This is a genomic window from Streptomyces rubellus (genome assembly GCF_036323805.1).
GTDB lineage: Bacteria > Actinomycetota > Actinomycetes > Streptomycetales > Streptomycetaceae > Streptomyces.
On record NZ_JAZDCX010000002.1, the window covers coordinates 253,679 to 268,775 of the forward strand.

Here is a 15,097-nt window from a genome sequence, read left to right on the forward strand (position 1 = left end):
GAACGGCCGGAAACGATCCTTATCCTTCCAGGCCCTTCCCAGAAAGCGCTGTCACGGGGACGATTCGGGAAAGGGGCCGACCGCTTGAGGACACAGTCCGTGAACTGTCGGTGACCAGGACCTCCCAGAAGTCGTTGCAGAGCGATACGGTACGGCCCCGAAACGTAAGACCGAAGCCGCAAGAGAAGGCGGCGTTCGGAAGGAGGGGGGACCGTCCCGTGCCCACTGATTACGCGTGCCAGGCAGCGGCCGAGCAGGCCGCACACGGCATCGCGCCCGTAAGGGCGCTACTGGTGCCCGCCCAGCGCCCCAGCCCGCAGCAGCAGGAGGAGGTGTCGGTCGTCATCCGGTCCTTCATGGGGCCGCAGCAGTCCGGCCGCCCTCCCGCTCCCCGGGAGGAGGCGCCGCCCGTCGAACCCGTCGGGGCGCCCGTGGGCGCGGCCGTGCTGCTGAGCTTCCTCGACGGGCTGCGTGCCGACCTGAGCGGCGCGCTGGTCGACTGGTACTCGGCGATCCCGACCCAGCTGCCGCAGACGCTCGGCGTACCGGGTGCCGACTCGTCCGGGCCGCCCGCCCGCATCCCGAACGGCTGGCAGTCGCTCGCCGACCTGCAGAGCAACGCCCAGGACGTGCTGACGGTCCTGGCCGGCCGCCCGCGCGGCGGTCAGCAGGTGGGTCCCGCGGAGCTGAGCTGGCGCCTGGCGCTGCTGGAGGACCTGTTCTCCGGGGCGCTGCGCCGGATGGGCATTCCGGACGCCACCGCGACGGAATCCTCCGCCGAACTCGTCGGCGCCACCGGCTCGCTGTTCGGTCTCAACCGGCCCACCCCGCGTTCGGCGCCCGCCCAGCAGCAGGCGTACTGAGCCGCGGGACCGGGACGGCTCTCCCGCCGCCGTCCGCCGGGCCGGTCGCGGAACGGTGGGCACGGCCGGGCCCGCCCGGCCGGCGGACCCCGCCGGTCGCGGCACTAGGCTGAGGAGGAGAACCAGCCCACCAAGACCAGGCCGGCCCGGCACGGGCCGGGCAGCGGGAGCCCCATGGCCACGAACCTCGTCAATCTGGAAGCCGTCGGCAAGGTGTACGGCACCCGTACGCTGCTCGACGGCATCTCCCTGGGAGTCGGCGAGGGAGACCGGATCGGCGTCGTCGGGCGCAACGGCGACGGCAAGACCACCCTCGTCCGCATCCTGTCCCGGCTGGAACCGGCCGACACCGGACGGGTCACCCACGTCGGCGGGCTGCGGCTGGGCGTGCTCACCCAGCACGACTCGCTCGACCCGGCCGCCACCGTCCGGCACGAGGTCATCGGCGACCTGGCCGACCACGAGTGGGCCGGGGACGCCCGCGTCCGCGACATCCTCACCGGGCTGTTCGGCGGGCTGGACCTGCCCGGCTTCCCGCAGGGCCTGGACACCGTCATCGGCCCGCTCTCCGGCGGCGAGCGGCGGCGCATCGCGCTGGCGAAGCTGCTCATCGCCGAGCAGGACCTGATCGTCCTGGACGAGCCCACCAACCACCTCGACGTCGAGGGCATCTCCTGGCTGGCCGGACATCTGCGCGCCCGCCGCTCGGCGCTGGTGTGCGTCACCCACGACCGCTGGTTCCTGGACCAGGTCTGCACCCGGATGTGGGACGTGCAGCGCGCCGCCGTGCACGAGTACGAGGGCGGCTACAGCGACTACGTCTTCGCCCGCGCCGAGCGCGAGCGCATCGCCGCCACCGAGGAGGCCAAGCGGCAGAACCTGGTCCGCAAGGAGCTGGCCTGGCTGCGGCGCGGCGCCCCGGCCCGCACCAGCAAGCCCCGCTTCCGCGTCGAGGCGGCCAACGCGCTGATCGCCGACGTACCGCCGCCGCGCGACACCGCGGAGCTGATGAGGTTCGCGAACTCAAGGCTGGGGAAGACCGTCCTCGATCTGGAAGACGTCACCGTCCAGGCCGGGCCCAAGGTGCTGCTCAAGCACCTCACCTGGCAGCTCGGCCCGGGCGACCGGTTCGCCCTGGTCGGTGTCAACGGCGCGGGCAAGACCTCCCTGCTGCGCGCCCTGGCGGACGCGGCGTACAGCGGTGGCGAGCGGCAGCCCGCCGGCGGCCGGATCACGGTGGGCCGGACGGTGAAGCTGGCGTACCTGTCCCAGGAGGTCGCCGAACTCGATCCCGCCTGGCGGGTGTTGGAGGCCGTGGAGCAGGTCCGCTCCCGGGTCGACCTGGGCGGGGGCCGGGAGATGACCGCCTCGCAGCTGTGCGAGCGCTTCGGCTTCGGCAAGGAGAAGCAGTGGACGCCGGTCGGTGACCTCTCCGGCGGCGAGCGGCGGCGGCTGCAGATCCTGCGGCTGCTGATGGACGAGCCGAACGTGCTGTTCCTGGACGAGCCGACCAACGACCTGGACATCGAGACCCTGACCCAGCTGGAGGACCTGCTCGACGGCTGGCCCGGCTCGCTGGTCGTCATCTCCCACGACCGCTACTTCGTCGAGCGGACCACGGACCGGGTGTACGCGCTGCTCGGCGACGGCACGCTGCGGATGCTGCCGCGCGGCATCGACGAGTACCTGGAGCGCCGCGAGCGGCAGCGGCAGGCGGTCCCTTCCGGACGCACCTCCCCGGCCGCCCCGGCACCGGACCGGACCGCTTCCGCCGCCTCCGGCGCCACGTCCACCGCCGCCTCCGCCGCCGCCAAGCCCGCGGCGCTCTCCCGGGCCGCCCAGAAGGAGTTGCAGCGCATCGAGCGCAGGCTGGAGCGGATCGAGGAGCGGCAGACCGCGCTCCACGCCGAGATGGCCGCGCACGCCACCGACTTCGAGAAGGTCGCCGCCCTGGACGCCGAGCTGCGGGAACTGACCGGGGAGCGGGACGAGTTGGAGACGCGCTGGCTGGAACTGGCCGAGGAGGGCTGACGGCGGCGCGGACTCCCTCCGGGCAGCGCCGCCGGAGTTCCGGGTAACGGCGGGATCGCGGGCGGGTCTCACCTGGTGGACCGGAAGGGAACCAGCGACCTTTCCGGATGTGTCCGGTGGTAGAAAGAGTTCCGCTCCACTGTCGGTGTCCGAACGTCAAGAGACGTCGGAAGAACGTCGAGAAGTGGCGGACCAGTGTCCGATTCGCTCTGCCCGACGGGGGGTTGAGGGGCTGGGCAACCGGTCCGCGCGTGAAGAGGAAGACCCATGTCGCAGCCGCCTCCGCCACCCAGCCAGCCGCCGTCCGGCGGCTCCGACACGCCACGGCAGCCGGACGAGTCGCCGCGGGAGTCCCGGAGCCAGTCCCAGAACCCGCCGGAGCAGCAGCCGCAGCAGCGGACACAGCCGCCGGAGCAGCCCGGGCCGTCCGGGCAGCAGTCGCAGGACGCGCCGGCCCCGGACGCGCCCGGGGACCGGCTGTCCAAGTCCCCGGCCCAGCCCGACCAGCCCGCCCCGCCCTCGCAGACTCCGCCCGCACCGCCCGGCCCGCCGCAGTTCCAGCCGCCGTCGGGCGGCTTCGGCGCGCCGCAGGAACCGCAGGCCCCGCAGACGCCGCAGCCCCCGCCGTCGTACGGCTACCCCCAGCAGCCCGTCCCGCCGTACGGCCAGCCGCCCTCGTACGGCCAGCCGCCGTCGTACGGCTACCCCCAGCAGCCCGTCCCGCCCTACGGGCAGCCGCCCGCGTACGGGGCGCCGTACGGGCAGTACCCGCCGCAGCACCCCTCCCAGCAGCCGACGTACCCCATGCCCGCGGGCGGAACGCCGCCCGGCGCGGGCGGCGGCAGCGGCAAGATCCTGGCCGTCGTCGCCTCGGTGGTCGCGGTCCTGCTGATAGCCGGTGCCGGGATCTGGTTCCTCGCCGCCGGAGGCGACGACGACCCCCAGGCCAAGGGGGGCGACACCAAGGGCGCCAGCGAGGGCACCAGCGAGGGCGGCACGGGCGAGCCCGGGAAGAAGGACGGGACGAAGCGCGAGCACAAGGACCAGGTCGGGATGGCCTGGCAGATCGACGCGCCGGACATGTCGAAGGCCGAGGACACCATCCACGACGTCCCCGGCACCTGGTTCGTCGGCGACAACATCGTCAAGGCGTCGACCGACTCCGTCACCGCCTACAACATGGACAGCGGTGAGGAGGCCTGGTCCATCGACATGGCCCGCGGGTCCAGGTGCACGGCCGCCCAGCAGGTGTCGGACAACAAGACCGCGGTGCAGTGGGGCCGCAAGTGCGAGAAGATCATGGCGATCGACCTCGCCGCGGGCAAGGAGCTGTGGCGCGAGGACTTCCCCACCAAGGACCGCGGCGCGGGCGAGTACAACTACACCGAGATGGCGATCAGCGGCAACACGGTCGCCGTGGCGTGGATCGGCAACGCGGTCGGCTACGACCTGACCAGCGGCAAGAACCTGTGGTCGATGAAGCAGGGCGAGAGGTGCCAGGACCGCGGCTACGTCGGCGGCAGCCAGCTCGTCGCGCAGATCGAGTGCGGGTTCGGCGAGACCCAGGCACTTCAGTCCGTCAAGCCCGACGGGGCCAAGGGCTGGGAGTGGAAGGCCCCCGCGGGGGTCGACATCAAGCGGATCTTCTCCGTCGACCCCGTGGTGATCGGCGTCCAGGCCGGTGGTGAGTACGACCTCACCGACCTCATGATCCTCAGCGGCTCCGGGAAACTCCAGGCGAAGATCAGCCTCCCCAAGGAACGCTACTGGTTCGCCTGCGGCGGCATCGCGCTGGCCGACTGCCACAACGTCGTCGTGGACAAGGCGAACAACTCGGTCTACCTGCAGACCTACCGGCACCAGGGCGAGACCGGCAGCGTCAGCGAGATCGCCGCGTTCGACCTGACCACCGGCAAGTCGAAGTGGCTCTCCAAGCCCACCGAGGAGACCCAGGTCGCCCCGCTGGCGATGGAGGACGGCAAGCTGCTCGGCTACGAGCAGCCGTCGTACGAGAGGGCGGGACTGATCACCTCCATCGATCCCAGGACGGGGGAGGCGGCTCCGTACGTGCGGATGCCGGCGGCCTCCCGGGACCTGGAGCGCGGCATGAACAGCATCGGCAACGGCCGCCCGTACTGGCACGACGGCCGCTTCTTCCTGGTCGTGCACCGCTTCTACAAGGACGCGAGCCTCAACAAGGGGAGCATCCTGGCGTACAACTGACGCCTCGTACGGCGGGCGGGCCCCGCGTTCCCCCGGGAACGCGGGGCCCGCCCGGCTGTCCGGGGGCCGGGCGGAACCGGCGGCGGCGCCGGGGGAGCGCGGTGGTAGAAAGAGCGACGCCCCGACACCGTTGTTGCAGACACCGAGACACCGTGGGCCGGGTCGGCCATCCCGGTCCGCGGCCGAAGAGGGAACCCCATGTCACAGCCGCCTCCACCGCCCGGCCGGCCCCCGGCGGGAGGATTCGGGCCGCCGCAGGAACCGCCGCGGCCGCCGGCGTACGGCCCCCCGCCGTGGCCCGGCCCGTACGGGCCGCCGCCCGCGTACGGGAACGCCGGCCAGTACCCCGTGCCCGGTGGCGCGCCGCCACCGGACGGGAGCGGCAGCAGGGGCGGGGGCGGACGGAGGAGGGCGCCGGCCGTCGTCGCCTCGGTGGTCGCGCTCCTGCTCGCCGTCGGCGCCGGGGCGTGGTTCCTGGGCGGGGACGGCGACGGGCGGACCGGGCGCGGCGACCGGAGCGCGAAGAACCCGGCGAAGGAGCACGACGGCCGGTTCGAGACGCTCTGGAAGAAGGACGCGCCGGACACCTCGGATCTCGCCGACCAGGGCGGTCACGCCTACGGCACCTGGTTCGCCGGCGGGCGTCTCGTCCGGGCGCTGTTCGACTCGGTGGTCGCGTACGACCTGGACACCGGCGCGGAGGTCTGGTCCCTGAAGGTGCCGCGCGGCGGTGGCGACTGCGCCGCGGCCGACGAGGTGTCGGACGGCAGGACCGTGCTCCAGTGGGGCGCCAGATGCGAGAAGATCATGGCGATCGACCTCGTCGGGGGCGAGGAGCTGTGGCGCGACGACCTGCCCTCCGACGGCGGGGACTCCCTGGAGTTCGACTTCTCCCAGCTCGCGGTGAGCGGCGGCACCGCCACCGCCGCCTGGGGCGGCAGGGCGGTCGCCTACGAACTGGCGACCGGCAGACCCCTGTGGAGCACGGCCGAGGACGCCGAGTGCCTCGACCGCGGCCACGTCGGGGGCGGCCTGCTGATCGCGCACGTCGACTGCGGTTACGGCGAGCGGCAGGAGCTCCAGTCCCTCAAGCCCGACGGCAGGCGGAACTGGCGGTGGCGGGCTCCCGAGGGGGTCGGGATCAACCACGTCTTCTCGACCGATCCCGTGGTGGTCGGGGTGACGGCGGGCGACGAGACCGAGATGACCGACCTGGTGGTCCTCGACGCCGAGGGGAAGGCCCGGTCGAAGATCACCCTGGGCACCGACCGGTACCGGTTCGCCGGGATCGGCCACGAGCTCGACGGGCTTCACAACGTCGTCGTGGACAAGGCGAACGACGCGCTCTACCTGCAGTCCAACCGGCGCATGAACGATGAGGAGGTCCTCGTCAGCGAGATCGTCGCGTTCGACCTCGCCACCGGCCGGACGAAGTGGCTCTCCGAGCCCACCCGCACGGGCCAGACCAGCCCGCTGGCCCTGTGGGACGGCAGGCTCCTGGGCTACGAGCCGCCGACCCCCGACGAGGCGGGACGCCTCACCTCCGTCGACCCCGGGACCGGCAGGGCCACCCGGTACGCGGAACTGCCGGACGGCGACTGGAAGGCGGAGTTCGCGATGCAGTCGAGCCAGAGCCGCCCCCACTGGCACGACGGCAGGCTCTTCCTGGTGGCGAGCGACTTCTTCACCGGCGAGCACCCCGGCCGGGGCGGTCTGCTGGCCTACGGCTGACCCGGCCCGCGGCCGGTACCCGTGGCGTGAGCGGGCCCGCACGCCCCGTACGGGTGTGCGGGCCCGCTCACGCGGTTCTCGACGGAAGGGGCGCGCGGCGCGGGGTGAGCGTGTAGCTTCCGTGGGCATGGCGCAGCCGGGCGGAACGGGCTGGACCGGGGCACAGGCACAGGACGACAGGGGTGTGGATGACCGTGCGGCTCATGGTGGTCGACGACCACCGTCTGCACGCCGAGGCGCTCGCCTCGGCGCTGAAGTTGCGCGGGCACCGGGTGCTCGCCGCCGCCGCTCCGGCCGCGGGGGCCGCCGAGCTGGTGATCAGCAGGGCGCCGGAGGTGTGTCTGTGGGGGACGGCGTCCCCCGCGGAGCCGGGGGCTTTCGACCCGGTGGCGCGGATCAGGCGCGAACGCCCGCAGACCGCGGTCGTGGTGCTGGGCCCGGTGCCCAGCCCGCGGGGCATAGCGGCGGCGTTCGCGGCGGGGGCGTCCGGCTACATACGGCACGACGAGCGGATCGAGGGCGTCGAGCGCGGCATGGTCCGGGCCCGTGCCGGGGAGACGGCCGCGGCGCCGCAACTGCTGCAGGACGCCTTCGCGGAACTGCTCAATCCCAGGGCCGAGCCGGACGACGAGGGGGTCCGGCTGCTCCAGATGCTCACCCCGCGGGAGGTCGAGGTGCTGGTGCGGGTGGCCGAGGGGGAGGACACCCGGCTGATCGCCCAGGGCATGGGCATCGCGTCCAGCACGGCCCGTACCCATGTGCAGCGGGTGCTGATGAAGCTCGGGGTCGGCTCACGGCTGGAGGCGGCGGCGCTCGCGGCCCGCACCGGACTGCTGGACCGGGTGGCCGTACCCGGCACCGGCACCGCCCCGGGCGCCGGGCGGGCGCCGGGGACGCCGGACACGGGCACGGGAGCGGGGGCGGGCTGAGCGTCGCCGCCCGGCCCGCCCCCGTCCGCACCGTCCTCGTCCTGCCCGGTCACTGTCCGGCGGGCGGCCGGTTCCCCTCAGCGGCCGGTCCGGCGGTGTCCCCGCCGGTCCCGCCGTCCCCGCCGGTCCCGTCGTCCTCCCGCGCGGTGGGCGGCGGAACGGTGGGGCTCAGCCGCAGCCACAGCAGGAAGAACAGTCCCAGCGCGAGCATGGCCAGTCCGGTCCACAGGTTGATGTTGATGTTCTCGGCCTTCGCCAGGTCCGCGTCGGAGACGAAGACCCCGGCAAGGGTGACCATGACCCCGTAGATCACGAAGAGGACGCCGATGACCCGGCGGATGTCGAAGAGCCGGGCCGCGCTGATCGAGCGTTCCTCCAGCTGCATCTCCTCACGCTGCCAGTCGGCGGTGCCGCCGGGGCCCTCCGGGTTCGTGTCGTTCCTGCCGTTCGTCACGGAAGATCACATCCTTCGCTGTGCGGTGCGCGGAGCACTCGGGGGTGCTCAGAAGGAGAAGGGGACGTAGCACAGGGCGGCCAGGATGATCGCGCCCCAGCCCAGCAGCGCGGGCCTGCGGTACCAGGCCTCGTCGCCGGCGGCCGGGGGCTCGGCCAGGCCGGGGGCCTGGGTGCCGTACACCAGCCCGGCCAGCCGTTCCACGGGCTTGGGCGCGGTGAACAGGCTGACCCCGACGGAGACCACGGCGCCCACCACGAAGGCGATGATGGCGGAGACGAAGTTGGCGCCCTGGTCGGTGGGGATGTCGACGAGCCCGCCCCGGTAGAACCAGAAGTAGTTGATCATCGCCGCCACCGTGCCCGACAGCAGGCCCCAGAAACCGGCGGCGGCCGTCATGCGCTTCCAGAACATGCCGATGATGAAGACGGTGAACAGCGGCACGTTGAAGAAGGAGAACAGCGTCTGGAGGTAGTTCATGATGTTGCTGAACGTCGCCGCGATGAACGCCGTCCCCATGCCGAGGACCACCCCGATCGCGGTGACGATCCGGGCGACGAGTACGTAGTGCTCGTCGGGGCGGCCCTTCACCAGGTAGGCCCGCCAGATGTCGTTGGTGAACACCGTGTTGAAGGCCGAGACGTTGGCGGCCATACCGGCCATGAAGGCGGCGAGCAGACCGGTCACCGCGACGCCCAGCACACCGTTGGGCAGCAGGTCCCGCATCAGCATCGGGATCGCGTCGTTGTACTCCAGGCCGTTGCCCTGGCCGATGTCGGGGGCCACCACCAGCGCGACCAGGCCGGGGATGACGACGAGCGCGGGGATGAAGATCTTGGGGAAGGCGGCGATCAGCGGGGTCCGCTGGGCGGCGGAGAGGTTCTTGGCCGACAGGGCGCGCTGCACCTCGGCGAAGTTCGTCGTCCAGTAGCCGAAGCTGAGGGCGAAGCCGAGACCGAGGACGATGGTGAGCCAGTTGGCGCCGAGCGGGTTGTCCGAGCCGATGCCGGTGCCGCCCCAGGCGGAGACGAAGTTGTCGCCCTGGGAGGCGGTGAGCGAGTCGCGCAGTCCGCTCCAGCCGCCCACCCGGGTCAGGGCGAGGACGGTCAGCGGGATCAGGCCGGCCAGGATCACGAAGAACTGCACGACCTCGTTGTAGATGGCCGAGGACAGGCCGCCCAGGGTGATGTAGAGCAGCACGAACACGCCCGCGACGACGATCGACACCCACTGCGGCCAGCCCAGCAGCGCCTCCAGCACGATGGCCAGCGCGTAGAGGTTGACGCCCGCGATCAGCACGGAGGCGGCCGAGAAGAGGATGCCGCTCAGCAGGTGCGAGGACGGCCCGAAGCGGTGCAGCAGGAACTCCGGGACCGAACGCACCCGTGACCCGTAGTAGAAGGGCATCATCACCAGGCCGAGGAAGACCATCGCCGGGATGGCGCCCACCCAGTACCAGTGCACGGTGTACATGCCGTACTGGGCGCCGTTGGCGGCCATGCCCAGGATCTCCAGGGCACCGAGGTTGGCTGCGATGAAGGCCAGACCGGTGACCCAGGCGGGCAGCGAGCGGCCGGAGAGGAAGAAGTCAAGACTGGTCTTGATGCTGCGCCGGGCCGCGAACCCGACTCCCAGGACGACGAGGAAGTAAACGCCGAGGATCGCGTAGTCCAGGGCGTTCGTCGGGAGCCGGAGATCCTGAGCCAACTGTGGCATGGGCGCTCGCCTCCATGGCGTGACGGGGCCGGTGAGGGACGGCCCCTTGACGTTGATGTTCAGTCATGGTTCTTTGTGTTTGGTTGTGTTCGGGTCGCAGTATAGGAGTCCCGGTGTGAAGAAGACCTCGATCCGCCTCGCCGACGGCCGTGAGCTCGTCTATTACGACTCCCACGAGGCCACCGGGCGCGAGGCGGTGGACCGGCGTCCCATCGAGGCCGTCGCCACCTCCTCGGAGATCCGCCACGACCCGCTGCTCGACGAGTGGGTAGCCGTCACCGCGCACCGCCAGTCACGTACGTACCACCCGCCACAGGATGAGTGCCCACTCTGCCCGTCCCGGAACGGCCGTCTGACGGAGATTCCGGCGGACGACTACGAGGTGGCCGTCTTCGAGAACCGCTTCCCCTCCCTGACCGGCCCGCCGGGCCCCGGGCAGGCGGCCGACCCCGGCGGTCTCCTGGTGCGCGCCCCGGGCGCGGGGCGGTGCGAGGTGGTGTGCTTCACCGCCGACCACGAGGCGTCCTTCGCCGATCTCGACGAGGAGCGCGCCGCCCTGGTCCTGGCCGCCTGGACGGACCGCACCGCCGAACTGTCCGCGCTGCCCGGCGTCCGCCAGGTGTACTGCTTCGAGAACCGCGGCCGGGAGATCGGCGTCACCCTCGGCCATCCGCACGGCCAGATCTACGCCTATCCCTTCACCACCCCGCGCACCGAGCGGATGCTGCGCTCGGCCGCCGCCCACCGGGAGCGCACCGGCGGCAACCTCTTCGACGACACGCTCGCCGCCGAGCGCTCCGACGGGCGTCGCACGGTGCTGGAGACCGCGCACTGGACGGCCTTCGTGCCGCACGCCGCGCGCTGGCCGTACGAGGTGCACCTGTACCCGGGGCGGCGGGTGCCGGACCTGACGGAACTGGACGACGCCGCCCGCGCCGAGTTCCCCGGCGTCTACCTGGAGCTGCTGCGGCGCTTCGACCGGATCTTCGGGCCGGACGAGCCGCCCACCCCGTACATCTCCGGCTGGCACCAGGCGCCCACCGCCCCGCAGGGGCGTCCGGACTGGTCCGGTCGGGCGGACTTCGCGCTGCACCTGGAGCTGTTCACCGTCCGCCGCACGTCCGGAAAGCTGAAGTACCTGGCGGGCTCGGAGTCCGGCATGGGGGTCTTCGTCAACGACGTGCCGCCGGAGCGGGCGGCCGAACGACTGCGAGAGGTGGCGAGCCGGTGAGCGGTACGTATCTGGTGACGGGCGGCGCGGGTTACGTCGGGAGCGTCGTGGCGGCGCACCTGCTGGAGGCGGGGCACCGGGTGACCGTCCTGGACGACCTGTCCACCGGCTTCCGGGAGGGGGTGCCCGAGGGCGCCGAGTTCGTCCGGGGCCGGATCCAGGACGCGGGGAAGTGGCTCGACCGCTCCTACGACGCGGTGCTGCACTTCGCGGCCAGCTCCCAGGTCGGCGAGTCCGTCGTCCACCCCGAGAAGTACTGGCACAACAACGTCGGCGGCACCCTGGCACTGCTGGACGCGATGCGCGCCGCGGACGTGCGCACCCTGGTGTTCTCCTCCACGGCCGCCGTCTACGGCGAGCCCGCACAGGTGCCGATCCGCGAGGACGCCCCCACCGCCCCGACGAACCCCTACGGCGCCGCCAAACTGGCCGTCGACCACATGATCGCGGGCGAGTGCGCGGCCCACGGCCTGGCCGCCGTCTCACTGCGCTACTTCAACGTGGCGGGCGCGTACCGCGGCGGGCACGGCGCGCTGGGCGAGCGGCACGACCCCGAGTCGCACCTCATCCCCCTGGTGCTCCAGGTGGCCCTGGGCGAGCGGGAGAGCGTCTCGGTCTACGGCGACGACTACCCCACGCCCGACGGCACCTGTGTGCGGGACTACATCCACGTCGCCGATCTGGCCGAGGCCCATCTGCTGGCCCTGGATGCGGCCCGGCCCGGCGAGCACCTGGTGTGCAACCTCGGCAACGGCAGCGGCTTCTCCGTCCGCGAGGTGATCCGCACCGTCCGCGAGGTCACCGGCCATCCCGTCCCCGAGACGGTGGCGCCGCGCCGCGCCGGCGACCCGGCGGTCCTGGTGGCCGCGGCGGACCGGGCCCGGGAACTGCTGGGCTGGCGGCCGTCCCGCACCGAGCTGCGGGACATCGTCGCCGACGCCTGGGCCTTCGCCCGGGGCAGGGCCCTGGACACGGCCGGGGACACGGCGGGTGACACCACGGGCGAGGGGAGTGCCGGATGAGCGGCGGGACGGAGAAGGACCGGGATCCGGCGGCCGTGCGGCGGGCGGCCGACGGCTTCCGCGCGGTCCACGGCGGCGACCCGGAGGGGGTGTGGGCCGCACCGGGCCGGGTCAACCTGATCGGCGAGCACACCGACTACAACGACGGCTCCGTGATGCCGTTCGCCCTGCCGCACACCACCGTCGTCGCGGCGGCCCGCCGCGACGACGGCGCGCTGCGCCTGCACTCGGCCGACACCTCCGGCGGGACGGTGCGGCTGGCGCCGGGGGAGCTCGCTCCGGGCACCGGCGGCTGGGCCGCGTACCCGGCCGGTGTGGTGTGGGCGCTGCGCGAGGCGGGCCTGCTGCCCGGCAGCGGGGAGGACGGCGGATCCGGCGGGGGCGGCGGTGCCGGTGCGGACCTGTACGTCACCAGCGACGTGCCCACCGGCGCGGGCCTGTCCTCCTCGGCCGCCCTGGAGGTCGCCACGGCCCTGGCCCTGAACGACCTGTACGGCCTGGGCCTGTCCGCCGAGCGGATCGCCCCGCTGTGCCGGCGGGCCGAGAACGACTACGTCGGCGTCCCCTGCGGGATCATGGACCAGATGGCGTCGGCCTGCTGCACCGCCGGACACGTCCTCCACCTGGACACCCGGGACCTGTCGCTCCGGCAGGTCCCGTTCGACCTCCCGGCGGCGGGGCTGCGGCTGCTGGTGGTGGACACCCGGGTCAAGCACGCGCTGGCCGACGGCGAGTACGCCCGCCGCCGGGCGGGCTGCGAGACGGCTGCGCGGGCCCTGGGGGTGCGGGCGCTGCGCGATGTGTCCCCCGGCGAGCTGGAGCCGGCGCTGGCCGCCCTGCCCGATCCGGCCCTGCGGCCCCTGGTGCGCCATGTGGTCACCGAGGACGAACGGGTGCGACAGGTCGCGGCACTGCTGGACACGGGTGCGATCCGGGCCGTCGGCCCGGTGCTGACCGCCGGGCACGTCTCGCTGCGCGACGACTACGCCGTCTCCTGCCCGGAACTGGACCTGGTGGTGGAGACGGCGAACGCGGCGGGCGCGCTGGGCGCCCGGATGACCGGCGGCGGCTTCGGCGGCTCGGCGGTCGTCCTGGTGGAGGCGGCCGGGGCGGAGGAGATCGGACGGGCCGTCACCGACGCCCTCACCGCGGCCGGTCACCGGGCCCCGCGGCTGTTCGAGGCGGTGCCCTCGGCGGGGGCCCGCCGACTGGACCGGTGGTGACCGCGGCGGGGCGGAAACGATCGCACCGGACACCCGGACGAACACCAGTGGCGCCCGCGGGACCGGTCGGGGGCCGCGGTGGCGGCCGGTTTTCCACAACCCCCTTCTCCCGTCGCGCCCCGGCCGTACGCTGAGGGACGGCGTCGGTGGGGGCCGGCGCCTCTCCAGGGGGCGAGGGAAACCGGATGCGGCGTCCGGCGCGGGGTACCAGCACAGCATGGCGGCGGCCGTGCGGAGGTGCTGGTTCCGCACCGGGTGCCCTGCCCGGACACGGGCGAGTCCTTGAGGGCGTACGGGTGACAGGGGGTGTGTGCGTGCAACGTATCCGGGTGCTCGTGGTGGACGACCACCGCATATTCGCCGAGTCGCTCGCCGCCGCGCTCGCGGTGGAGCAGGACGTGGAGGTGGCGGCGGCGGGCAGCAGCCCGGCGGCGCTGCGCGCCGTGGAACGGGCGGCGGCCGACGGCCGCCGCTTCGACGTCCTGCTGATAGACGCCGATCTGGGGGACGCCTCCCCGCCCGCGGCGGCTCACCCCGCGGAGCCGGACGTGCCGGCCGCGGTCGGCGGGATCTCCCTGGTCGCCCGGCTCCACACCGCACACCCCGGGACCCGCGCGGTCGTGCTCGCCGAGCGCGACGACCCGCGCCGCGCGGCGGCCGCCCTCCAGGCGGGGGCGTCGGGCTGGGTCGCCAAGGACAGCTCGCTCTCCCGGCTGCTCCAGGTGGTCCGGGGCGTGCTGCGCGGCGAGACGCACCTGCCGCCCGCGCTGCTGACCGGAGTGCTGCGCGAGCTGACCGCGACCCGCCGCAACCGCACCGAGAGCGAGCGGCTGGTCGAGTCGCTGACCCCGCGCGAGCACGAGGTGCTGCGCTGCATGGTGGCGGGGCTGGGCCGCAAGGCCGTCGCCGAACGGCTCTACCTGTCCCCGCACACGGTCCGCACCCACATGCAGAACGTCCTGGGCAAGCTGGGGGTGCACTCCACCCTGGCCGCGGTCGCGCTGGCCCGGCGGGCGGGGGTCGGCCCGGTGGACCTGGAGCACGCCCCGACCTGAGCCGGGCGTCCGCGGGCCCGGCCCGCGGGTGATCCGGCCGGAGGCGCCGTCAGTCGGGAACGTTGTCGAACGGGGCGGTCAGACAGCGCAGCAGCCCGGCGAGCTCCCCGCGCTGGGCCGCCGTCAGCTCGGCCAGGATGGCCCGCTCGTGCTCCAGCAGCCCGGCCAGCGCCCGGTCCGCCCGGTCGCGTCCGGTGTCCGTCAGCCGGACCAGCACGCCGCGCCGGTCGCTGGGGTCGGGCAGCCGCTCCACCAGGCCCTTCTTCGCCAGCCGGTCGATGCGGTTGGTCATGGTCCCGGAGGTGACCAGGGTCTGGGTCAGCAACTGGCCGGGGGAGAGCTGGTACGGGGCGCCGGCGCGGCGCAGCGCGGTCAGCACGTCGAACTCCCAGGGCTCCAGCCCGTGCTCGGCGAACGCGACGCGGCGCGCCCGGTCGAGATGACGGGCCAGCCTGCTGACCCGGCTGAGCACCTCCAGGGGTTCCACGTCGAGATCGGGGCGCTCGCGGCGCCATGCTGCCACCAGTCGGTCGACCTCGTCCTGCATGTGCCCAGTGTAGTAGTTCTGTCGACATGAAGTCTCTTGACGTCAAGATAAGCCTCGGGGAGACTGCTCCCC

At 73.3% G+C, this 15,097-nt stretch carries 12 protein-coding genes; 9 read left to right on the forward strand and 3 right to left on the reverse strand.

The features are described from left to right. Positions 1-218 precede the first annotated feature (218 nt). The 5 genes from V1L54_RS03525 to V1L54_RS03545 all read left to right on the forward strand — a co-directional run bounded on the left by V1L54_RS03525 (position 219) and on the right by V1L54_RS03545 (position 7,777). Positions 219-863 (forward strand): hypothetical protein, encoded by a 645-nt coding sequence (locus V1L54_RS03525; RefSeq protein ID WP_330116340.1) that lies wholly within the window; start codon positions 219-221, stop codon positions 861-863. 174 nt (positions 864-1,037) lie between these two features. Further along, entirely contained in the window at positions 1,038-2,894 is a 1,857-nt protein-coding gene (locus tag V1L54_RS03530; protein WP_330116341.1) for an ABC-F family ATP-binding cassette domain-containing protein, read from the forward strand. A gap of 267 nt (positions 2,895-3,161) precedes the next feature. Next, on the forward strand, positions 3,162-5,117 hold the full coding sequence (locus V1L54_RS03535) for an outer membrane protein assembly factor BamB family protein (protein ID WP_330116342.1): 1,956 nt from the start codon (positions 3,162-3,164) through the stop codon (positions 5,115-5,117). A gap of 432 nt (positions 5,118-5,549) precedes the next feature. Further along, complete coding sequence (locus V1L54_RS03540; RefSeq protein WP_330116343.1) at positions 5,550-6,848, forward strand: outer membrane protein assembly factor BamB family protein; 1,299 nt, start codon at positions 5,550-5,552, stop codon at positions 6,846-6,848. A 188-nt stretch (positions 6,849-7,036) separates the two neighbouring features. Continuing rightward, complete coding sequence (locus V1L54_RS03545; protein WP_330116344.1) at positions 7,037-7,777, forward strand: response regulator transcription factor; 741 nt, start codon at positions 7,037-7,039, stop codon at positions 7,775-7,777. Between the two features lie 49 nt (positions 7,778-7,826). On the opposite strand, the gene V1L54_RS03550 is transcribed toward V1L54_RS03545, so the two are convergent. Further along, positions 7,827-8,162 (reverse strand): hypothetical protein, encoded by a 336-nt coding sequence (locus tag V1L54_RS03550; RefSeq protein ID WP_330116453.1) that lies wholly within the window; start codon positions 8,160-8,162, stop codon positions 7,827-7,829. A 117-nt stretch (positions 8,163-8,279) separates the two neighbouring features. Beyond that, the gene (locus V1L54_RS03555) at positions 8,280-9,947 is read right to left on the reverse strand and encodes a sodium:solute symporter family protein (protein WP_330116345.1); all 1,668 of its coding nucleotides are present in this window, start codon (positions 9,945-9,947) and stop codon (positions 8,280-8,282) included. Positions 9,948-10,062: 115 nt separating this feature from the next. Between V1L54_RS03555 and galT the strand changes: the two genes are divergently transcribed. The 4 genes from galT (at position 10,063) to V1L54_RS03575 (ending at position 14,478) form a co-directional block, all read left to right on the forward strand. After that, positions 10,063-11,178, forward strand: coding sequence for a galactose-1-phosphate uridylyltransferase (gene galT, locus V1L54_RS03560; RefSeq protein WP_330116346.1), 1,116 nt, complete (start codon positions 10,063-10,065; stop codon positions 11,176-11,178). Next, positions 11,175-12,200 carry a UDP-glucose 4-epimerase GalE gene (galE, locus tag V1L54_RS03565; RefSeq protein WP_330116347.1) on the forward strand — a complete coding sequence of 342 codons (1,026 nt, stop codon included), beginning with the start codon at positions 11,175-11,177 and terminating at the stop codon, positions 12,198-12,200. Before galT ends, galE begins: the two co-directional genes overlap by 4 nt. Then, entirely contained in the window at positions 12,197-13,423 is a 1,227-nt protein-coding gene (gene galK / locus V1L54_RS03570) for a galactokinase (protein WP_330116348.1), read from the forward strand. The genes galE and galK overlap by 4 nt, the downstream gene beginning before the upstream one ends. Before the next feature lie 314 nt (positions 13,424-13,737). Next, a complete protein-coding gene (locus tag V1L54_RS03575) occupies positions 13,738-14,478 on the forward strand; it encodes a LuxR C-terminal-related transcriptional regulator (protein WP_330116349.1) in 741 nt (246 codons plus the stop codon). Between the two features lie 49 nt (positions 14,479-14,527). Here V1L54_RS03575 and V1L54_RS03580 read toward each other — a convergent pair whose 3' ends face one another. Then, the gene (locus V1L54_RS03580; RefSeq protein WP_330116350.1) at positions 14,528-15,025 is read right to left on the reverse strand and encodes a MarR family winged helix-turn-helix transcriptional regulator; all 498 of its coding nucleotides are present in this window, start codon (positions 15,023-15,025) and stop codon (positions 14,528-14,530) included. Positions 15,026-15,097 lie beyond the last annotated feature (72 nt).

Excerpts from the sequence above, each read along its gene's own strand:
- V1L54_RS03530 (WP_330116341.1), top strand. The coding sequence starts at position 1,038 with ATGGCCACGAACCTCGTCAATCTGGAAGCCGTCGGCAAGGTGTACGGC.
- V1L54_RS03535 (WP_330116342.1), top strand. The coding sequence starts at position 3,162 with ATGTCGCAGCCGCCTCCGCCACCCAGCCAGCCGCCGTCCGGCGGCTCC.
- V1L54_RS03545 (WP_330116344.1), top strand. The coding sequence starts at position 7,037 with ATGACCGTGCGGCTCATGGTGGTCGACGACCACCGTCTGCACGCCGAG.
- V1L54_RS03550 (WP_330116453.1), bottom strand. The coding sequence starts at position 8,162 with ATGCAGCTGGAGGAACGCTCGATCAGCGCGGCCCGGCTCTTCGACATC.
- V1L54_RS03555 (WP_330116345.1), bottom strand. The coding sequence starts at position 9,947 with ATGCCACAGTTGGCTCAGGATCTCCGGCTCCCGACGAACGCCCTGGAC.
- galK (WP_330116348.1), top strand. The coding sequence starts at position 12,197 with ATGAGCGGCGGGACGGAGAAGGACCGGGATCCGGCGGCCGTGCGGCGG.
- V1L54_RS03580 (WP_330116350.1), bottom strand. The coding sequence starts at position 15,025 with ATGCAGGACGAGGTCGACCGACTGGTGGCAGCATGGCGCCGCGAGCGC.